Origin of the sequence: Agrilactobacillus fermenti (genome assembly GCF_021030645.1) — a bacterium.
Lineage (GTDB): Bacteria > Bacillota > Bacilli > Lactobacillales > Lactobacillaceae > Agrilactobacillus > Agrilactobacillus fermenti.
In genome coordinates, this window is sequence record NZ_JACGCJ010000088.1 from 1 (window position 1) to 17841 (window position 17841).

The 17841-nt window shown below is 42.5% G+C and carries 25 protein-coding genes, 16 pseudogenes and 4 other annotated features; of the genes and pseudogenes, 13 read left to right on the top strand and 28 right to left on the bottom strand.

What is annotated here, in order from left to right:
* Positions 1-408: a sequence feature (mutual gap in cmsearch alignment for this rRNA model is longer than 100), on the top strand.
* A 251-nt stretch (positions 409-659) separates the two neighbouring features.
* Positions 660-914 (top strand): reverse transcriptase domain-containing protein, encoded by a 255-nt coding sequence (locus tag FHQ08_RS12740; protein WP_407929226.1) that lies wholly within the window; start codon positions 660-662, stop codon positions 912-914.
* On the opposite strand, the pseudogene FHQ08_RS12745 reads toward FHQ08_RS12740, so the two are convergent.
* Positions 869-1183, bottom strand: a pseudogene (locus FHQ08_RS12745) (reverse transcriptase domain-containing protein); the annotation flags it as partial. The gene FHQ08_RS12740 and the pseudogene FHQ08_RS12745 overlap by 46 nt on opposite strands.
* 161 nt (positions 1184-1344) lie before the next feature.
* Positions 1345-1605, bottom strand: a complete 261-nt coding sequence (locus FHQ08_RS12750; protein ID WP_230914758.1) for a helix-turn-helix domain-containing protein — start codon at positions 1603-1605, stop codon at positions 1345-1347.
* 16 nt (positions 1606-1621) lie between these two features.
* Positions 1622-1962 (top strand) — a sequence feature (23S ribosomal RNA rRNA prediction is too short).
* Positions 1963-2265: 303 nt separating this feature from the next.
* On the opposite strand from FHQ08_RS12750, the gene FHQ08_RS12755 reads away from it, so the two are divergent.
* Positions 2266-2574 carry an IS3 family transposase gene (locus FHQ08_RS12755; protein ID WP_230914759.1) on the top strand — a complete coding sequence of 103 codons (309 nt, stop codon included), beginning with the start codon at positions 2266-2268 and terminating at the stop codon, positions 2572-2574.
* Here FHQ08_RS12755 and FHQ08_RS12760 read toward each other — a convergent pair.
* The 3 genes and pseudogenes from FHQ08_RS12760 to FHQ08_RS12770 form a co-directional block, all read right to left on the bottom strand.
* On the bottom strand, positions 2554-2814 hold the full coding sequence (locus tag FHQ08_RS12760) for a hypothetical protein (protein WP_230914760.1): 261 nt from the start codon (positions 2812-2814) through the stop codon (positions 2554-2556). The two genes, FHQ08_RS12755 and FHQ08_RS12760, sit on opposite strands and share 21 nt — an antisense overlap.
* The gene (locus tag FHQ08_RS12765) at positions 2811-3032 is read right to left on the bottom strand and encodes a hypothetical protein (protein WP_230914761.1); all 222 of its coding nucleotides are present in this window, start codon (positions 3030-3032) and stop codon (positions 2811-2813) included. Before FHQ08_RS12765 ends, FHQ08_RS12760 begins: the two co-directional genes overlap by 4 nt.
* Positions 3033-3206: 174 nt before the next feature.
* Positions 3207-3393, bottom strand: a sequence feature (23S ribosomal RNA rRNA prediction is too short).
* A gap of 461 nt (positions 3394-3854) precedes the next feature.
* Positions 3855-4109, bottom strand: a pseudogene (locus tag FHQ08_RS12770) (transposase); the annotation flags it as partial.
* Between the two features lie 10 nt (positions 4110-4119).
* On the opposite strand from FHQ08_RS12770, the pseudogene FHQ08_RS12775 reads away from it, so the two are divergent.
* A pseudogene (locus tag FHQ08_RS12775) lies at positions 4120-4377 on the top strand (group II intron reverse transcriptase/maturase); the annotation flags it as partial.
* Between the two features lies 1 nt (position 4378).
* On the opposite strand, the pseudogene FHQ08_RS12780 reads toward FHQ08_RS12775, so the two are convergent.
* The 6 genes and pseudogenes from FHQ08_RS12780 to FHQ08_RS12805 all read right to left on the bottom strand — a co-directional run.
* Positions 4379-4618 (bottom strand): annotated as a pseudogene (locus tag FHQ08_RS12780) (transposase); the annotation flags it as partial.
* A gap of 2 nt (positions 4619-4620) precedes the next feature.
* Positions 4621-5123 (bottom strand): annotated as a pseudogene (locus FHQ08_RS12785) (reverse transcriptase domain-containing protein); the annotation flags it as partial.
* The gene (locus tag FHQ08_RS13335) at positions 5116-5343 is read right to left on the bottom strand and encodes an IS3 family transposase (protein WP_407929227.1); all 228 of its coding nucleotides are present in this window, start codon (positions 5341-5343) and stop codon (positions 5116-5118) included. The pseudogene FHQ08_RS12785 and the gene FHQ08_RS13335, both read right to left, overlap by 8 nt.
* Positions 5344-5398: 55 nt before the next feature.
* A pseudogene (locus tag FHQ08_RS12790) lies at positions 5399-5638 on the bottom strand (transposase); the annotation flags it as partial.
* A 4-nt stretch (positions 5639-5642) separates the two neighbouring features.
* Positions 5643-5894: pseudogene (locus FHQ08_RS12795) on the bottom strand (transposase); the annotation flags it as partial.
* 718 nt (positions 5895-6612) lie between these two features.
* Positions 6613-6936, bottom strand: a complete 324-nt coding sequence (locus FHQ08_RS12805; RefSeq protein WP_330166096.1) for a transposase — start codon at positions 6934-6936, stop codon at positions 6613-6615.
* On the opposite strand from FHQ08_RS12805, the gene FHQ08_RS12810 reads away from it, so the two are divergent.
* Positions 6901-7212, top strand: coding sequence for a group II intron maturase-specific domain-containing protein (locus tag FHQ08_RS12810; RefSeq protein WP_230914762.1), 312 nt, complete (start codon positions 6901-6903; stop codon positions 7210-7212). The genes FHQ08_RS12805 and FHQ08_RS12810 overlap by 36 nt on opposite strands.
* On the opposite strand, the gene FHQ08_RS13340 is transcribed toward FHQ08_RS12810, so the two are convergent.
* The 5 genes and pseudogenes from FHQ08_RS13340 to FHQ08_RS12835 all read right to left on the bottom strand — a co-directional run.
* Positions 7126-7782: a DUF2188 domain-containing protein gene (locus tag FHQ08_RS13340; protein WP_407929224.1), complete on the bottom strand. Its 657-nt coding sequence runs from the start codon at positions 7780-7782 to the stop codon at positions 7126-7128. The two genes, FHQ08_RS12810 and FHQ08_RS13340, sit on opposite strands and share 87 nt — an antisense overlap.
* Positions 7783-7912: 130 nt before the next feature.
* Positions 7913-8308, bottom strand: coding sequence for an IS3 family transposase (locus FHQ08_RS12825; protein ID WP_230914763.1), 396 nt, complete (start codon positions 8306-8308; stop codon positions 7913-7915).
* A gap of 84 nt (positions 8309-8392) precedes the next feature.
* On the bottom strand, positions 8393-8620 hold the full coding sequence (locus FHQ08_RS13345; protein WP_407929228.1) for a helix-turn-helix domain-containing protein: 228 nt from the start codon (positions 8618-8620) through the stop codon (positions 8393-8395).
* Between the two features lie 178 nt (positions 8621-8798).
* Positions 8799-8984 (bottom strand) — a sequence feature (23S ribosomal RNA rRNA prediction is too short).
* A 39-nt stretch (positions 8985-9023) separates the two neighbouring features.
* Positions 9024-9254, bottom strand: a pseudogene (locus tag FHQ08_RS13350) (reverse transcriptase domain-containing protein); the annotation flags it as partial.
* A pseudogene (locus FHQ08_RS12835) lies at positions 9208-9318 on the bottom strand (helix-turn-helix domain-containing protein); the annotation flags it as partial. The pseudogenes FHQ08_RS13350 and FHQ08_RS12835, both read right to left, overlap by 47 nt.
* A gap of 706 nt (positions 9319-10024) precedes the next feature.
* On the opposite strand from FHQ08_RS12835, the gene FHQ08_RS12840 reads away from it, so the two are divergent.
* Positions 10025-10228 carry a hypothetical protein gene (locus tag FHQ08_RS12840; RefSeq protein WP_230914765.1) on the top strand — a complete coding sequence of 68 codons (204 nt, stop codon included), beginning with the start codon at positions 10025-10027 and terminating at the stop codon, positions 10226-10228.
* Positions 10229-10465: 237 nt separating this feature from the next.
* Here the strand turns inward: FHQ08_RS12840 and FHQ08_RS12845 are convergent.
* A pseudogene (locus tag FHQ08_RS12845) lies at positions 10466-10726 on the bottom strand (helix-turn-helix domain-containing protein); the annotation flags it as partial.
* A gap of 296 nt (positions 10727-11022) precedes the next feature.
* Between FHQ08_RS12845 and FHQ08_RS12850 the strand changes: the two are divergent.
* The 5 genes and pseudogenes from FHQ08_RS12850 to FHQ08_RS12870 form a co-directional block, all read left to right on the top strand.
* A pseudogene (locus FHQ08_RS12850) lies at positions 11023-11202 on the top strand (IS5/IS1182 family transposase); the annotation flags it as partial.
* Positions 11195-11435, top strand: a pseudogene (locus FHQ08_RS12855) (reverse transcriptase domain-containing protein); the annotation flags it as partial. The pseudogenes FHQ08_RS12850 and FHQ08_RS12855, both read left to right, overlap by 8 nt.
* Before the next feature lie 226 nt (positions 11436-11661).
* Positions 11662-11886 (top strand): annotated as a pseudogene (locus tag FHQ08_RS12860) (group II intron maturase-specific domain-containing protein); the annotation flags it as partial.
* Between the two features lie 510 nt (positions 11887-12396).
* Positions 12397-12576 carry a hypothetical protein gene (locus FHQ08_RS12865; protein WP_230914766.1) on the top strand — a complete coding sequence of 60 codons (180 nt, stop codon included), beginning with the start codon at positions 12397-12399 and terminating at the stop codon, positions 12574-12576.
* 31 nt (positions 12577-12607) lie between these two features.
* Positions 12608-12763 (top strand): hypothetical protein, encoded by a 156-nt coding sequence (locus FHQ08_RS12870; RefSeq protein WP_230914767.1) that lies wholly within the window; start codon positions 12608-12610, stop codon positions 12761-12763.
* Between the two features lie 200 nt (positions 12764-12963).
* Here FHQ08_RS12870 and FHQ08_RS12875 read toward each other — a convergent pair.
* The 4 genes and pseudogenes from FHQ08_RS12875 to FHQ08_RS13110 form a co-directional block, all read right to left on the bottom strand.
* Positions 12964-13155: pseudogene (locus FHQ08_RS12875) on the bottom strand (helix-turn-helix domain-containing protein); the annotation flags it as partial.
* 2 nt (positions 13156-13157) lie between these two features.
* Positions 13158-13646 (bottom strand): transposase, encoded by a 489-nt coding sequence (locus FHQ08_RS12880; protein WP_230914768.1) that lies wholly within the window; start codon positions 13644-13646, stop codon positions 13158-13160.
* On the bottom strand, positions 13624-13749 hold the full coding sequence (locus FHQ08_RS13105; protein WP_269073963.1) for a hypothetical protein: 126 nt from the start codon (positions 13747-13749) through the stop codon (positions 13624-13626). The genes FHQ08_RS12880 and FHQ08_RS13105 overlap by 23 nt, the downstream gene beginning before the upstream one ends.
* Positions 13750-13775: 26 nt before the next feature.
* Complete coding sequence (locus FHQ08_RS13110) at positions 13776-14054, bottom strand: transposase (protein WP_407929229.1); 279 nt, start codon at positions 14052-14054, stop codon at positions 13776-13778.
* A 24-nt stretch (positions 14055-14078) separates the two neighbouring features.
* Between FHQ08_RS13110 and FHQ08_RS12890 the strand changes: the two are divergent.
* Positions 14079-14383: pseudogene (locus tag FHQ08_RS12890) on the top strand (transposase).
* On the opposite strand, the gene FHQ08_RS12895 reads toward FHQ08_RS12890, so the two are convergent.
* Genes FHQ08_RS12895 through FHQ08_RS12905 form a run of 3 tightly spaced genes read right to left on the bottom strand, consistent with a single transcriptional unit; the run spans position 14367 to position 15139 of the window.
* The gene (locus FHQ08_RS12895; RefSeq protein ID WP_230914769.1) at positions 14367-14552 is read right to left on the bottom strand and encodes a hypothetical protein; all 186 of its coding nucleotides are present in this window, start codon (positions 14550-14552) and stop codon (positions 14367-14369) included. The pseudogene FHQ08_RS12890 and the gene FHQ08_RS12895 overlap by 17 nt on opposite strands.
* 13 nt (positions 14553-14565) lie before the next feature.
* On the bottom strand, positions 14566-14787 hold the full coding sequence (locus FHQ08_RS13245; RefSeq protein WP_330166097.1) for an IS3 family transposase: 222 nt from the start codon (positions 14785-14787) through the stop codon (positions 14566-14568).
* Positions 14681-15139, bottom strand: a complete 459-nt coding sequence (locus FHQ08_RS12905) for a hypothetical protein (RefSeq protein ID WP_230914771.1) — start codon at positions 15137-15139, stop codon at positions 14681-14683. The genes FHQ08_RS13245 and FHQ08_RS12905 overlap by 107 nt, the downstream gene beginning before the upstream one ends.
* A 188-nt stretch (positions 15140-15327) precedes the next feature.
* Between FHQ08_RS12905 and FHQ08_RS13115 the strand changes: the two genes are divergently transcribed.
* Positions 15328-15450, top strand: a complete 123-nt coding sequence (locus FHQ08_RS13115; RefSeq protein ID WP_269073964.1) for a hypothetical protein — start codon at positions 15328-15330, stop codon at positions 15448-15450.
* 93 nt (positions 15451-15543) lie between these two features.
* Here the strand turns inward: FHQ08_RS13115 and FHQ08_RS12910 are convergent, their stop codons facing one another.
* Positions 15544-15816, bottom strand: a complete 273-nt coding sequence (locus FHQ08_RS12910; RefSeq protein WP_230914772.1) for a helix-turn-helix domain-containing protein — start codon at positions 15814-15816, stop codon at positions 15544-15546.
* A gap of 131 nt (positions 15817-15947) precedes the next feature.
* On the opposite strand from FHQ08_RS12910, the pseudogene FHQ08_RS13250 reads away from it, so the two are divergent.
* Positions 15948-16019 (top strand): annotated as a pseudogene (locus tag FHQ08_RS13250) (hypothetical protein); the annotation flags it as partial.
* An 8-nt stretch (positions 16020-16027) separates the two neighbouring features.
* On the opposite strand, the gene FHQ08_RS13255 reads toward FHQ08_RS13250, so the two are convergent.
* From FHQ08_RS13255 to FHQ08_RS13125, 3 genes are all read right to left on the bottom strand, one after another.
* Entirely contained in the window at positions 16028-16285 is a 258-nt protein-coding gene (locus FHQ08_RS13255; protein ID WP_230914773.1) for a helix-turn-helix domain-containing protein, read from the bottom strand.
* A gap of 633 nt (positions 16286-16918) precedes the next feature.
* Complete coding sequence (locus tag FHQ08_RS13355) at positions 16919-17059, bottom strand: transposase (RefSeq protein WP_407929225.1); 141 nt, start codon at positions 17057-17059, stop codon at positions 16919-16921.
* 382 nt (positions 17060-17441) lie between these two features.
* Positions 17442-17792 (bottom strand): transposase, encoded by a 351-nt coding sequence (locus tag FHQ08_RS13125; protein ID WP_330166100.1) that lies wholly within the window; start codon positions 17790-17792, stop codon positions 17442-17444.
* Positions 17793-17841: the final 49 nt, after the last annotated feature.

The window sequence follows — 17841 nt, forward strand, 5'->3', positions numbered from 1 at the left end:
AGGCATTCACCGTGCGCCCTTGTTAACTTGACCTAGCACGTCGTGCTGGTCGTTCGGCAATTTAATACACAGTTGATTCTCGGTTATTAGAATATTTCATGATATGTGGTTTTCAAGGAACGAAGTGCTTGAGAGTAGACCTCTCAAAACTAAACAAAGTTTCGACATGTACAGGCTTTCCGTAATTTTTCCTTAGAAAGGAGGTGATCCAGCCGCAGGTTCTCCTACGGCTACCTTGTTACGACTTCACCCTAATCATCTGTCCCGCCTTAGACGGCTGGCTCCTAAAAGGTTACCCGACCGGTCGGGTAACCTTTTAGGAGCCAGCCGTCTAAGGCGGGACAGATGATTAGGGTGAAGTCGTAACAAGGTAGCCGTAGGAGAACCTGCGGCTGGATCACCTCCTTTCTAAGGAAAAATTACGGAAAGTCTGCACATGTCGAAACTTTGTTTAGTTTTGAGAGGTCTACTCTCAAACACTTCGTTCCTTGAAAACCACATATCATGAAATATTCTAATAACCGAGAATCAACTGTGTATTAAATTGCCGAACGACCAGCACGACGTGCTAGGTCAAGTTAACAAGGGCGCACGGTGAATGTGGAAATATCTCGCCATTATTGGCGAATATCTACCTTAATGAGTTGGATAAGCTGCTCGTGGCCAGAGGCCACCAATTTGTGCGCTATGCGGATGATTGTAATATCTACGTCAAAAGCAAGCGTGCAGGCTACCGCGTTTTGGCCAACGTGACTCGATTCTTGGAAAAGGACTTGAAGCTAACAGTCAACCAAAAGAAAACTCATGTCGGGTCGCCCTTGAGATTGAAATTTTTAGGGTTCACTTTAGGTGTGAGTAAAGGCAAAGCATATGCCCGGCCGCACAAAGTTGCCAAAGGTTTGATGGCATCATGAGCACTTCGATTGGGTCGGAAACCAAAACTGCTATCCGAGAATATCTTTTCAAACCTTGGCGACATCACTTGAGCGACTGCTTGCTGAACAAGTCGATCGACCACCGTTGGAATCCCGAGCTTGCGCTTGGAGCCGTCCGGTTTTGGAATCTCGACTCGTTTAACTGGTAATGGTTGATAACTGCCATCACGCAGTGATGCGATTAGCTCATCACGATGTTGTTTCAGATAAGGCAACAGCTCATCGACAGTTAGACCGTCAATACCCGCACCTTCCAGGTCTACCATCCCACGGTGACCAGAACATGGTTCTGTTTTCTGCGATCGTCGCATGATTTCTACCTCCAATTTCAATGAGAATTGTTAAACTTCGGCCCTTCGTTGTCCAAAGGACAACTACTATGGCCTCGGCTGACTTCTGTATCATTCAGCTAGACATCACTGCCTAGTTTGTTCCTGTGAAACTTTCCGTGTTTCTCTTGTCGGGAACGTATGAAACAGACCTCCCCGGGTAAGAGCGCTAACTTTCGTGCCATGTAACCATTGGCTTCAGATAGATGGCCATCGTCTGACTTAGCTTTACCACGACGGTCGACCAAGGCCTCTGGGCCTCCTTGTTTAAACTTCTTGACCCAAGCATAGACTTGTCCATAGGAGATATCGTACTGTTTTGTGGCACCTGTATAGTCCATGTCATTTGCGATGACCCACTCGGCAATCTCAATGCGTTCAAGTTGTGTTGTCTTGCGTCCGTTCTTCATGGCTAGATTCCTCCTAGCAGATACTAGTGATTTACCACTAGTATACCGAGAAAGCCACTGAAAAATAAAGGATGTGGAACTGCGCAGACAACTAGGATGTTGGCTCAGAAGCAGCCACCATTTAAAGAGTGCGTAATAGCTCACTAGTCGAGTGGTCCTGCGCCGAAAATGTACCGGGGCTAAGCATAGTACCGAAACTGTGGATGGACACCTTAGGTGTCCGTGGTAGGAGAGCGTTCTAAGGGCGGAGAAGCCAGATCGTGAGGACTGGTGGAGCGCTTAGAAGTGAGAATGCCGGTATGAGTAGCGAAAGACAGGTGAGAATCCTGTCCACCGTATGACGTAGGCCAATGAAATGAAGTTTCTCATCAATAGAATATCTGGAACCTTTTCGGCCCATAAAAAATACTCCTTCCTAAGCAAACAGGTTTTAATTATTTACCTGTCTACTTAAGTAGGAGTATAGCCCAAAGTAGGAATCAATACCTTTTTATTAGTGCGCCCGGCATGGGCGCTAACTTGGTGGTGAAAGTCCACTATAGACCGTAGTAGTCGGAACTATTAGTTGAGGACAAGGGTGTCCACCGTGAGGTGGAATCTGAAGGAAGTCTAAATAGTTATTACCAATGGCTTAAAAAACGGCCCTCTAAACGTGAAATTGAGAATGAACGTCTTTGTCGATTGATCTCAGGGATCTATTTTGAGAATAAGGGTATTTATGGTGCTCCTAAGATTCATTACTTTCTCATCAGTCGAGGTGAGCATATTTCCTTGAAGCGAGTTCAAAAACTCATGAAAACGTTGGGCCTACGGGCCATCACTGTTAAGAAGTATCAACCGAGTCGATTTTCAAAGCCAATAACCGAAGGCCGAAAAAATTTATTGGAAATGAAGTTGTAGGGTGTTCAACTGAGTGAAAGCCCAATGTCGGGTAGGGCAGAAACGGACTAGCGGTCGGTAATAAATGGCTGTGGCTTCAAAATATAAGGTGGGGTGCTCTAGTTCTGCCACGGTCGTGGCTAACTTTTGAAACCCAGTTTTTGTATGATGAAACGCGTACTCATCAATACATTTGTGGTCGTGATAAACAGCCACGTTACTTTTTCCCATTGAAACATCGATACCGATCAGATCGGTCATCGAACAACATTTTGTCTGGTATAGGCAAATAAGATGACTTTTAAAAGCATTGCTGGATTATAAGCCGGGCGGCCAGAGGTCATGGCCTTTTCGTAAATTAATTTATCGGGGATCGAATCGACAAAATGACTAATGGCAACGGCAACGTGGTTTGATGGGATATTGATCTCCAAAGGGATTGATAAACGCAACTGATTATTGTTATAATTTTGATACACGACAGTGTCCTCCTTTTCTTTCTAGAGTTTTGTCGCTTATAGAATAACATTGGAAGGTCATACGGTGGACAGGATTCTCACCTGTCTTTCGCTACTCATACCGGCATTCTCACTTCTAAGCGCTCCACCAGTCCTCACGATCTGGCTTCTCCGCCCTTAGAACGCTCTCCTACCACGGACACCATCGGTGTCCATCCACAGTTTCGGTACTATGCTTAGCCCCGGTACATTTTCGGCGCAGGACCACTCGACTAGTGAGCTATTACGCACTCTTTAAATGGTGGCTGCTTCTGAGCCAACATCCTAGTTGTCTGCTTTCTTAAAGCGCTAGACACATGGTTGCGCACGAGGATCCGGCAGTATATCTGGAAATCATGGAAGAAAATCAAAACGAAGTTCCGAAATCTTAGAAAGTTAGGGGAATCGGTGTCAGAAGCACGAATATTTTCTAATACCCGTAAAGGGTATTGGCATACTGCACATACCGGTGTACTGAAATATACTCTAACAAACGAAAGACTGGAACGCCGTGGACTTATCAATCTGTCCACAACGTACCAGTCTATTCAAACGTGATGACACCATTTATAATAAGCCGCACGAGAAATTTCAGCCAAGCGGCATAAATTACTGACAGTATATAGATTCTGGGTGTCTGGATTAATGATCTTTGTCAATTCTTTGATGGCTAAGTATACTTCCTGTGGGATCTTTCGCTCCTTTCCAACTCTGCGAATTTTTTTAACAAGGCATTCTCCGTTGAAACATATTCCAATCTTGCTTTAAGACGTTTGATCTCTAATGATTGGCGTTCATTGGCAGATAAGGGATCAGAGCTTGTGCAGTCAGTTTGTTTTCAATGTAGTTATAATTCTGTTCACTACCGTAGCCCGCATCTGCCACAATATATTTTATTGGTGTTGTTTGGAAATCCATAGATTGTAAAAATGGGATCAGCGTTCTTTGATCAGCTGGTCGTTGGTTGATATCGTAGTATAGTGCAAACTGATTTTGAGTCGCGATCTGAAGATTATAACCTGGCTTCAACTGACCATTTTGCATTGCATCTTCTTTCATGCAACCCGGGGCGCGTAGTGTGATTTCCGGTGAAGATAAGATGTGGAATGGCGTTTCATTTCAAGATTTAGTTTTGTCCCGAGATAATTTGAATCAAGCTTACCTTAAAGTCAGAAGCAACAAGGGTGCAGCGGGTATTGACGGTCTAACTGTCGATGAGCTGTTGCCTTATCTGAAACAACATCGTGATGAGCTAATCGCATCACTGCGTGATGGCAGTTATCAACCATTACCAGTTAAACGAGTCGAGATTCCAACTTCATCTGGTCGGAAGAACGAAATCTATTGATGGTACGGTAACTAGGAACGGTATCTGGATCACCGATCAACCATTTAGTCGGAATATTCTCTTGAGCCATAGCCTCTATCTTACGGCCAGAAAAGTTTTGTCTGGTATAGGCAAATAAGATGACTTTTAAAAGCATTGCTGGATTATAAGCCGGGCGGCCAGAGGTCATGGCCTTTTCGTAAATTAATTTATCGGGGATCGAATCGACAAAATGACTAATGGCTTGATACGTTCTTTGGCAACTTTGTGCGGCCGGGCATATGCTTTGCCTTTACTCACACCTAAAGTGAACCCTAAAAATTTCAATCTCAAGGGCGACCCGACATGAGTTTTCTTTTGGTTGATGGTTAACTTCAAGTCTTTCTCCAATGACTTGGTCACATTGGCCAGTACGCGGTAGCCTGCGCGCTTACTTTTGACGTAGATATTACAATCATCCGCATAGCGCACAAACTGATGGCCTCTGGCCATGAGCAGCTTGGAATCTCGACTCGTTTAACTGGTAATGGTTGATAACTGCCATCACGCAGTGATGCGATTAGCTCATCACGATGTTGTTTCAGATAAGGCAACAGCTCATCGACAGTTAGACCGTCAATACCCGCCGCACCCTTGTTGCTTCTGACTTTAAGGTAAGCTTGATTCAAATTATCTCGGGACAAAACTAAATCTTGAAATGAAACGCCATTCCACATCTTATCTTCACCGGAAATCACACTACGCGCCCCGGGTTCCTTCGGTTATTGGCTTTGAAAATCGACTCGGTTGATACTTCTTAACAGTGATGGCCCGTAGGCCCAACGTTTTCATGAGTTTTTGAACTCGCTTCAAGGAAATATGCTCACCTCGACTGATGAGAAGGTAATGAATCTTAGGAGCACCATAAATACCCTTATTCTCAAAATAGATCCCTGAGATCAATCGACAAAGACGTTCATTCTCAATTTCACGTTTAGAGGGCCGTTTTTTAAGCCATTGGTAATAACTACTTCATCTGGTCGGAAGAACGAAATCTATTGATGGTACGGTAACTAGGAACGGTATCTGGATCACCGATCAACCATTTAGTCGGAATATTCTCTTGAGCCATAGCCTCTATCTTACGGCCAGAAAAGGTTTGTCTGGTATAGGCAAATAAGATGACTTTTAAAAGCATTGCTGGATTATAAGCCGGGCGGCCAGAGGTCATGGCCTTTTCGTAAATTAATTTATCGGGGATCGAATCGACAAAATGACTAATGGCAAGGGATCAGAGCTTGTGCAGTCAGTTTGTTTTCAATGTAGTTATAATTCTGTTCACTACCGTAGCCCGCATCTGCCACAATATATTTTATTGGTGTTGTTTGGAAATCCATAGATTGTAAAAATGGAATCAGCGTTCTTTGATCAGCTGGTCGTTGGTTGATATCGTAGTATAGTGCAAACTGATTTTGAGTCGCGATCTGAAGATTATAACCTGGCTTCAACTGACCATTTTGCATTGCATCTTCTTTCATGCCTGAAGGAAGTCTAAAGCAAAGTGCTGAACCAATGAACAAGAAGTGGCTATAAGGCTGTTTGCAGTGGATAAGGTTGCTAAACAAACTGAAGTCCCATACTACTCGAAACTGTACGCAGTAAAGCCAGTGGTTACATGGCACGAAAGTTAGCGTTCTTACCCGGGGAGGTCTGTATCATACGTTCCCGACAAGAGAAACGGAAAGTTTCACAGGTACAAACTAGGCAGTGATGTCTAGCTGAATGATACAGAAGTCGCATCTGTTGTTTATGGTGTTCCCAATTGGGATTGATGTTGATCTGACGCAGGTTACCTCCAGGTGTATGAGCATAGAAATAACCCTCCGGGTCGTCATAATCTAGAGCACGATAGGTTCGAAGGTCTCGCACGAAACCACTCTTGTCTTTGCGGTGACCTTCTCTAATAAAGTGGAATTTGATGCCATGCTCGTCAGTATAGTAATCTTTGATCGGATCATAGTTCCAGTTCATTATTTTACTTGCATCACGTTTTTGGTTTCCGACCCAATCGAAGTGCTCATGATGCCATCAAACGGGTCATAGCGCTGTAGGACCAAGGTTAGCAATATATGATCGATCTTGACATTAAGGCATATTTCGACACGGTCAATCATGATTTAATGATGAAATTTGTCGGCCAATATATCGATGATCCATGGCTATTAAGACTTATTCGTAAGTTCTTAACGAGTGGGATTATGAATGGAGGCCTGTTTGAAAAATCAACTCAAGGTACGCCGCAAGGAGATTAGCTGTCATAAGTGCAATTCCTGCTTCAGTAATAAACTTTTCAATCCCACGAATCGAGGTTCGTAGGTACTTCAAATTAGACTTCAGATTTCCTAAGAATGGTTCATCATCGATTTTTCTCAGTGCATAAATTGCTCTTGTTTCATCATGATCTTTTAGTCTTTCACGCATCTGTTGTTTATGGTGTTCCCAATTGGGATTGATGTTGATCTGACGCAGATTACCTCCAGGTGTATGAGCATAGAAATAATCAACCAAAAGAAAACTCATGTCGGGTCGCCCTTGAGATTGAAATTTTTAGGGTTCACTTTAGGTGTGAGTAAAGGCAAAGCATATGCCCGGCCGCACAAAGTTGCCAAAGAACGTATCAAACAGGCTCTAAAGCTAATCACCAAACGGAACCGCGGTGTTAGTCTAGACACTGTCCTTAAAGAGATCAAGCGTAAAATGCGAGGCTGGTTACGATACTATAGTATTGGCCGCATGAAGGGCTTTCTTAAAGCGCATTCCAATTTGACCATTTTTGTTTTGAACGATCAATTCTGAACTTTGGTTCTTTGCAATTTGCTTAGCAAAGTCTATTGCTTGAGTTTTGTTGGTGAAATTCTTAGTTGCCCTTGTTGAACCTTCGCCATGAACCTTCCAGCCAGAATTTGTTGGAGAAACCCACTGGTTTTTTGGCATATTATTGACCTCCATGATGTATTTCAATGGCTTCAACGAGATAGAAAGTGATAATTGGAGTTGCATTGATGGCCTATTTTGTTGGTCGAATGTGCCGTTTTGAATAGCCCGATAGATCGTATTGTAGCTGATTTGGAGTTGATGATGTTCAACCACTAAGCGGTTCGCAATTTCTTCAGGGGACCAATGGCATTCTAAAAACAAGTGTTGGACGATCTTAAGACTCTCAGGATCTGTCAGCTTTCTTTTCCTACCGCAATTGCGCTTTCTGTCTGTATAGAGTTTATGTGCTTTAGCAGGTGAGTAGTTATGTGTGTCCTGATTCCTAGCATCACCGACCTCACCAATGATTCGGCTAGCTGTCAATTCACCAATGCCAGGCATAGAAGTCAAGATCTCAAATTCTGGTAAAGCTTTCGCTTGCGCTATCAATTGTTTCTGTATTTTCTCTTTTTGCTAGATCAACGCTTTGAGCTCATGGGCATAATAACGAACTTCGGCTACTTGCACATCGCCCTTGTGGGCGGCTGGCGCACTATCTTTAGCATAATCTAAAAGTGCCTCAGCTTTTTGGGTCGCTTTTGTTCAATAAATTTTTTCGGCCTTCGGTTATTGGCTTTGAAAATCGACTCGGTTGATACTTCTTAACAGTGATGGCCCGTAGGCCCAACGTTTTCATGAGTTTTTGAACTCGCTTCAAGGAAATATGCTCATCTCGACTGATGAGAAAGTAATGAATCTTAGGAGCACCATAAATACCCTTATTCTCAAAATAGATCCCTGAGATCAATCGACAAAGACGTTCATTCTCAATTTCACGTTTAGAGGGCCGTTTTTTAAGCTTTTGAAACCCAGTTTTTGTATGATGACACGCGTACTCACCAATACATTTGTGGTCGTGATAAACAGCCACGTTACTTTTTCCCATTGAAACATCGATACCGATCAGATCGGTCATCGAACAACATCTTCTTTCTTGTGATTAGAACACTAACTACTCCTGGATCTCATTTCCGATACCCGAGCTCGAAGCTCCACAAACTTAAAATTGATTAACAGAAGGTAGTAGTGAAAGCCAGTTTTTTTTACGGGCTCGGCGCTTTCTGTCTGTATAGAGTTTATGTGCTTTAGCAGGTGAGTAGTTATGTGTGTCCTGATTCCTAGCAAGCTCACGATAGATCGTTGAAGGACTACGTTTAAGGGCCCGTCCAATAGTTAAGCTGTTTTTTCCTTGGGCATGCATTAAAAATATCTGTTCTCGTTCTTCTATGGTACGATGGTGTTAGTGGCTCATAGCTAAGACCTCTCTTTAAATAATGTTGTTGGTAGCTCCTTTATGGTACAGGATTCTTCACCTGTCTTTCGCTACTCATACCGGCATTCTCACTTCTAAGCGCTCCACCAGTCCTCACGATCTGGCTTCTCCGCCCTTAGAACGCTCTCCTACCACGGACACCTAAGGTGTCCATCCACAGTTTTGGTACTATGCTTAGCCCCGGTACATTTTCGGCGCAGGACCACTCGACTAGTGAGCTATTACGCACTCTTTAAATGGTGGCTGCTTCTGAGCCAACATCCTAGTTGTCTGCGCAGTTCCACATCCTTTTCACACCTAAAGTGAACCCTAGAAATTTCAATCTCAAGGGCGAGCCAACGCGAGTTTTCTTTTGATTGACCGTTAGCTTCAAGTCCTTTTCCAAGAATCGAGTCACGTTGGCCAAAACGCGGTAGCCCGCACGCTTGCTTTTGACGTAGATATTACAATCATCCGCATAGCGCACAAATTGGTGGCCTCTGGCCACGAGCAGCTTATCCAACTCATTAAGGTAGATATTCGCCAATAATGGCGAGATATTTCCACGAGATATCGTACTGTTTTGTGGCGCCTGTATAGTCCATGTCATTTACGATGACCCACTCGGCAATCTCAATGCGTTCAAGTTGTGTTGTCTTGCGTCCGTTCTTCATGGCTAGATTCCTCCTAGCAGGAGGCTGGGACATAAGTCTTTTTATACAGCCTCAAACAAAAAATTCCTTAAGATCAAATCTCAAGGAATTTTTTGTTTTTATGTAGGCACGAAGTGCCTCTCAATGTTATTCTATAAGCGACAAAACATTTGAGTTACCCTAATTTCACCCCCATGGGGGTGAAGCATACTCAAGTGACGCAAACCTTATACAATAGACATTGATTCATTAACAGATGATTTAGTTGGAATTAACACTTGACTAATCGTAGGAAGAGAGTGAGACAAAAGGCGCTCAGCACCTGATCACTAACAAGAATGGCGAAAAATGGTGAACTTGCCATTTGAGCCATTCGTGGTTAGGTGAAGGTGTTGCCTTTTGGAACACGTTTAAAATTGAATTGGGCATGCATTAAAAATATCTGTTCTCGTTCTTCTATGGTAAGATGGTGGTAGTGGCTCATAGCTAAGACCTCTCTTTCAATAATGTTGTTGGTAGCACCTTTATTGTACAGGATTCTAGCTATGGTGGATTTGAGTCAATATCTTGGACACGATTTGAGAGATTTTTTTCGATATTCCGATGGGCGATTATTTCATCACTTCGATCGAATATCAAACCCACACCGTTTGACATCTGATCGAAGTGATGAAGCAATGTTATTCTATAAGCGACAAAACTCTAGAAAGAAAAGGAGGACACTGTCGTGTATCAAAATTATAACAATAATCAGTTGTGTTTATCAATCCCTTTGGAGATCAATATCTCATCAAATCATGTTGCCGTTGCCATTAGTCATTTTGTTGATTCGATCCCCGATAAATTAATTTACGAAAAGGCCATGACTTCTGGCCGCCCCGCTTATAATCCGGCAATGCTTTTAAAAGTCATCTTGTTTGCCTATATTTAAAACAGAGCGTGGCAAAAGGTGGTCAACGACAGAGCATTAACAAGACTGGTGATAAATGGCGTTCTTTCCATTTGAGCCAGTCGCTGTTAAGTGATGGCGTTACCTTTTGAAGCGCGTTTAAATCAAAACCACCCGTCAAACGGGTGGTTTGCTCTGAGGCTATAAGCCTCTATTACCGACCAGCGCCTAAAGACGCTGGCTTTTTAGTTCAAGCCAATTTGTCCTTGCCACTTTTGCTCACCCCTTCTTCCTGTGGGATCTTTCGCTCCTTTCCAACTCTGCGAATTTTTTTAACAAGGCATTCTCCGTTGAAACATATTCCAATCTTGCTTTAAGACGTTTGATCTCTAATGATTGGCGTTCATTGGCAGATAGATGGCCATCGTCTGACTTAGCTTTACCACGACGGTCGACCAAGGCCTCTGGGCCTCCTTGTTTAAACTTCTTGACCCAAGCATAGACTTGTCCATAGGAGATATCGTACTGTTTTGTGGCGCTGGGACATAAGCCACGCAAAATAAAATAATCGTAGTTTTCAGACTGATATTGAATCTGAAAACCACGATTATTTTTTTAACGATTGATTTTCTAAAAATAACATTGACTTTGAGGGTCAGTTTCAACAGATTAGCTGCCATAATTGCAATTCCTGCTTCAGTAGTAACCTTTTCAATCCCACGAACCGAGGTTCGTAGGTACTTCAAATTAGCCTTCAGATTTCCGAAGAATGGTTCATCTTCGATTACAAACGCCTACGGCGAAAATTCAAACACGACCGTCATTTGATCGACAGTGACTACCTACCTAGAAAAAGTAAATACGAGTCTAATAATGCAATGTTTGGTTACCGAAATAGTTTTTCTAAGACTGATCCGGATGCAACTTTTATGCGCATGAAAGAAGATGCAATGCAAAATGGTCAGTTGAAGCCAGGTTATAATCTTCAGATCGCGACTCACAATCAGTTTGCACTATTATATCGATGATCCCTGGCTATTAAGACTTATTCGTAAGTTCTTAACGAGTGGGATTAATAATGGAGGCCTGTTTGAAAAATCAACTCAAGGTACGCCGCAAGGTGGAAATATCTCGCCATTATTGGCGAATATCTACCTTAATGAGTTGGATAAGCTGCTCGTGGCCAGAGGCCACCAATTTGTGCGCTATGCGGATGATTGTAATATCTACGTCAAAAGCAAGCGTGCAACATGATTTGATGAGATATTGATCTCCAAAGGGATTGATAAACACAACTGATTATTGTTATAATTTTGATACACGACAGTGTCCTCCTTTTCTTTCTAGAGTTTTGTCGCTTATAGAATAACATTGAGAGGCACTTCGTGCCTACATAAAAACAAAAAATTCCTTGAGATTTGATCTTAAGGAATTTTTTGTTTGAGGCTGTATAAAAAGACTTATGTCCCAGCCTCCTAAAGCTAATCACCAAACGGAACCGCGGTGTTAGTCTAGACACTGTCCTTAAAGAGATCAAGCGTAAAATGCGAGGCTGGTTACGATACTATAGTATTGGCCGCATGAAGGGCTTTCTTAAAGCGCTAGACACATGGTTGCGCACGAGGATCCGGCAGTATATCTGGAAATCATGGAAGAAAATCAAAACGAAGTTCCGAAATCTTAGTAAGTTCGGGGAATCGGTCCAACTTGTATCATCTTCTATCAGTTTTTAACCACAAAAAAACAGCCCTATATCAAGGAAAAACGTACCTTGATACAGGGCTGAAATTGATAAGAATGGTTCTAGGCTATTCCCACTCAATTGTTGCACATATTGATTTCATGGTATTACAACTGACGTATCCCAATTTTGTACCACTTTTCTCTAATATTGCATAACTGTTAAATAAGTAAGTTTCACTGACACATTAAACCGCCAAACGTAATCAAAATGGTAATCAATGATAAATCAATTCCCTCTAAACATTGATATAACAGTAAAAAGAGCGCAACAGGTTCAAATCCTGTACTCTCCTTTCCCATATTTTCCAGTCCCTCATGAGCGGTCAAAATACCGTTAAATGAGGGATTTTTATTTTTTAAAAGAACATGAAATATCATGTTATAGCATCTGAACGTTCAAACGATTAATGGTCTACAATGACAAAGAAACGCCTTATTATGCTTGTGCCAGTCGAGTGAGACGCCTGATGCATCTTCACCACATCTACGCATCGAGCTGTATTGCCATGAATGAGCGTAAAGCTGAGATCAAAGATAATATCTCGCGTAATAAACTACTAAATGCCACGCTGGAACATGAGTTGCACGCGGATCGGATGGACCACACTTGGGTTGAAGTACCTACGAACCTCGGTTCGTGGGATTGAAAAGGTTACTACTGAAGCAGGAATTGCAATTATGGCAGCTAATCTGTTGAAATTGACCCTCAAGGTCAATGTTATTTTTAGAAAATCAATCGCTAAAAAAATAATCGTAGTTTTCAGATTCAATATCAGTCTGAAAACTACGATTATTTTATTTTGCGTGGCTTATGTACCAGCCACTTGTGATTAGAACACTAACTACTCCTGGATCTCATTTCCGATACCCGAGCTCGAAGCTCCACAAACTTAAAATTGATTAACAGAAGGTAGTAGTGAAAGCCAGTTTTTTTACCGGCTCGAAACCCCATAGAGTGCGATCGGCTTTAACACTGATTATCACACGAAACGTTGATCATCGAGGAATATACTCTACTTGATACCAAGAAACGTTTTCTTAGCTTTACCACGACGGTCGACCAAGGCCTCTGGGCCTCCTTGTTTAAACTTCTTGACCCAAGCATAGACTTGTCCATAGGAGATATCGTACTGTTTTGTGGCGCCTGTATAGTCCATGTCATTTACGATGACCCACTCGGCAATCTCAATGCGTTCAAGTTGTGTTGTCTTTCGTCCGTTCTTCATGGCTAGATTCCTCCTAGCAGAATTTTAAGTTTGTGGAGCTTCGAGCTCGGGTATCGGAAATGAGATCCAGGAGTAGTTAGTGTTCTAATCACAAGAAAGAAGATGTTGTTCGATGACCGATCTGATCGGTATCGATGTTTCAATGGGAAAAAGTAACGTGGCTGTTTATCACGACCACAAATGTATTGATGAGTACGCGTTTCATCATACAAAAACTGGGTTTCAAAAGTCCCACGAACCGAGGTTCGTAGGTACTTCAAATTAGCCTTCAGATTTCCGAAGAATGGTTCATCGTCGATTTTTCTCAAGGCATAAATTGCTTTTGTTTCATCATTATCTTTTAGTCTTTCACGACTCTGATGTTTATGGTGTTCCCAATTAGGATTGATATTGATCTGACGCAGGTTACCTCCAGGTGTATGAGCATAGAAATAATTCTTTCTTTTACTTTCATCTCGTCGATTTTTTCTAGTCTGCTCTTTTTCGACCATCCCCATGCTCGTCAGTATAGTAATCTTTGATCGGATCATAGTTCCAGTTCATTATTTTACTTGCATCACGTCGATAGGATCGAGTCTGCTCTTTTTCGAACATCCCGTAAGGGATCAGAGCTTGTGCAGTCAGTTTGTTTTCAATGTAGATAATGCACTATCATCGATCAAGCCTTGGGCTTTTAATAATTGCCGAAAGCTCAAGAACATTGCCTCTACCAACCGCTTCATCTGGTCGGAAGAACGAAATCTATTGATGGTACGGTAACTAGGAACGGTATCTGGATCACCGATCAACCATTTAGTCGGAATATTCTCTTGAGCCATAGCCTCTATCTTACGGCCAGAAAAGGCTATGCAAAAAAGCCCTCTTTTCAGATAGAATATTGGATGTTCAGGCCAATCAATCTATTTGAAAGAGGGAAAAAACAAATGGCGAATCAATACAACAGTTTGGCACATACCAAATGGTTGTGTAAATACCATATCGTGTTTACACCAAAGTATAGAAGAAAAGTGATCTACAATCAATATCGGCGGGACCTTCAAGATAACATGCAAATCTGAAATATAAATTTGGAAACCGTCATTTTTGGTCAGAAGGCTATTATGTGACAACGGTGGGCATCAATGAAGCAACAATTAGGAAATATATCAGAGAACAGGAAAAACATGATATTGCCGTTGATAAATTAAGTGTTCGGGAATTTGAAGACCCTTTTAAGGGTAGTAAGTAGTACAAGCACCCAAATAACCCTCCGGGTCGTCATAATCTAGAGCACGATAGGTTCGAAGGTTTCGCACGAAACCACTCTTGTCTTTGCGGTGACCTTCTCTAATAAAGTGGAATTTGATGCCATGCTCGTCAGTATAGTAATCTTTGATCGGATCATAGTTCCAGTTCATTATTTTACTTGCATCACGTATATTCGTTGGGGGTCATGCCGTTAAGTGTTTCTTGGCGACGTTTGTTGTTATACCAATCGATACAACGTGAAATCTGAAGCGCTAGTTCCTCTTGTGAATACGCTTGTTCAAAGGCGAAGAATTCTTCTTTCATGTGACTCCAGAAGCTCTCCATAGGACTGTTGTCTCCAGGAGATATCGTACTGTTTTGTGGCGCCTGTATAGTCCATGTCATTTACGATGACCCACTCGGCAATCTCAATGCGTTCAAGTTGTGTTGTCTTGCGTCCGTTCTTCATGGCTAGATTCCTCCTAGCAGATACTAGTGATTTACCACTAGTATACCGAGAAAGCCACTGAAAAATGGCATAAATTGCTTTTGTTTCATCATTATCTTTTAGTCTTTCACGCATCTGTTGTTTATGGTGTTCCCAATTGGGATTGATGTTGATCTGACGCAGGTTACCTCCAGGTGTATGAGCATAGAAATAACCCTCCGGGTCGTCATAATCTAGAGCACGATAGGTTCGAAGGTTTTTGAAGATTATACCTTGCTTTAAACTGGTTGATATCGTAGTATAGTGCAAACTGATTTTGAGTCGCGATCTGAAGATTATAACCTGGCTTCAACTGACCATTTTGCATTGCATCTTCTTTCATGCGCATAAAAGTTGCATCCGGATCAGTCTTAGAAAAACTATTTCGTTGGCTATACTCCTACTTAAGTAGACAGGTAAATAATTAAAACCTGTTTGCTTAGGAAGGAGTATTTTTTATGGGCCGAAAAGGTTCCAGATATTCTATTGATGAGAAACTTCATTTCATTGGCCTACTTAAAAACGGCCGATCGGCCAATTCTATTGAACGGGAGTTTCCAACAATTAGCAGAAGCGCATGACTATATATTTGGAGTCAAACGATTAAGTGTCTACAATGACAAAGCAACTCCGCACCATGCTTGTTCTAGGCGAGCGAGCGGCCTGATGCATCTTCACCACATCACCGCATCGATCCGTATTGCCAAGCATGATCGTAAAGCCTTAGCTTTACCACGACGGTCGACCAAGGCCTCTGGGCCTCCTTGTTTAAACTTCTTGACCCAAGCATAGACTTGTCCATAGGAGATATCGTACTGTTTTGTGGCGCCTGTATAGTCCATGTCATTTGCGATGACCCACTCGGCAATCTCAATGCATTCAAGTTCGATGACCCACTCGGCAATCTCAATGCGTTCAAGTTGTGTTGTCTTGCGTCCGTTCTTCATGGCTAGATTCCTCCTAGCAGATACTAGTGATTTACCACTAGTATACCGAGAAAGCCACTGAAAAATAACTCCGGGATTTGAGACCTCGAATTTAAGTTGCCAAAGAACGTATCAAACAGGCCCTAAAGCTAATCACCAAACGGAACCGCGGTGTTAGTCTAGACACTGTCCTTAAAGAGATCAAGCGTAAAATGCGAGGCTGGTTACGATACTATAGTATTGGCCGCATGAAGGGCTTTCTTAAAGCGCCAGATAGATGGCCATCGTCTGACTTAGCTTTACCACGACGGTCGACCAAGGCCTCTCGTCCTCCTTGTTTAAACTTGTCCACAGAAGAAAAGACTCGTTCATAGGAGTCATCGTACTTTTTTGTGGCGCCTGTATAGTCCATGTCATTTTGGTTTGATGGGATATTGATCTCCAAAGGGATTGATAAACTCAACTGATTATTGTTATAATTTTGATACACGACAGTGTCCTCCTTTTCTTTCTAGAGTTTTGTCGCTTATAGAATAACATTGGAAGGCACTTCGTGCCTACATAAAAATTGTCAAGGAATTTTTTGCTTTTATGTAGGCACGAAGTGCCTTCCAATGTTATTCTATAAGCGACAAAACTCTATAAAGAAAAGGTGTACGCTGTCGTGTATCAAAATTGTAACAATAATCAGTTGCGTTTATCAATCCCTTTGGAAAAGTGGTTTGATGTGATATTGATCTGAAAAGGGATTGATAAACACAACTGATTATTGTTATAATTTTGATACACGACAGTGTCCTCCTTTTCTTTCTAGAGTTTTGTCGCTTATAGAATAACATTGAGAGGCACTTCGTGCGCACGAAGTGCCTTCCAATGTTATTCTATAAGCGACAAAACTCTAGAAAGAAAAGGAGGACACTGTCGTGTATCAAAATTATAACAATAATCAGTTGTGTTTATCAATCCCTTTGGAGATCAATATCTCATCAAATCATGTTCCATTTTTACAATCTATGGATTTCCAAACAACACCAATAAAATATATTGTGGCAGATGCGGGCTACGGTAGTGAACAGAATTATAACTACATTGAAAACAAACTGACTGCACAAGCTCTGATCCCTTACGGGATGTTCAGATTAGCTGCCATAATTGCAATTCCTGCTTCAGTAGTAACCTTTTCAATCCCACGAACCGAGGTTCGTAGGTACTTCAAATTAGCCTTCAGATTTCCGAAGAATGGTTCATCTTCGATTTTTCTCAAGGCATCGCATCTGTTGTTTATGGTGTTCCCAATTGGGATTGATGTTGATCTGACGCAGGTTACCTCCAGGTGTATGAGCATAGAAATAACCCTCCGGGTCGTCATAATCTAGAGCACGATAGGTTCGAAGGTTTCGCACAAACACTTCGTTCCTTGAAAACCACATATCATGAAATATTCTAATAACCGAGAATCAACTGTGTATTAAATTGCCGAACGACCAGCACGACGTGCTAGGTCAAGTTAACAAGGGCGCACGGTGAATGCCTAAGAGGCTGGGACATAAGTCTTTTTATACAGCCTAAAGTAAAAAATTCCTTGAGATCTGATCTCAAGGAATTTTTTGCTTTTATGTAGGCACGAAGTGCCTTCCAATGTTATTCTATAAGCGACAAAACGGGGGGGGGGGGGGGGGGGGGGGGGGGGGGGGGGGGGGGGGGGGGGGGGGGGGGGGGGGGGGGGGGGGGGGGGGGGGGGGGGGGGGGGGGGGGGGGGGGGGGGGGGGGGGGGGGGGGGGGGGGGGGGGCAGATTAGCTGCCATAATTGCAATTCCTGCTTCAGTAGTAACCTTTTCAATCCCACGAACCGAGGTTCGTAGGTACTTCAAATTAGCCTTCAGATTTCCGAAGAATGGTTCATCTTCGATTTTTCTCAGCTTCCTGTGGGATCTTTCGCTCCTTTCCAACTCTGCGAATTTTTTTAACAAGGCATTCTCCGTTGAAACATATTCCAATCTTGCTTTAAGACGTTTGATCTCTAATGATTGGCGTTCATTGGCAGAT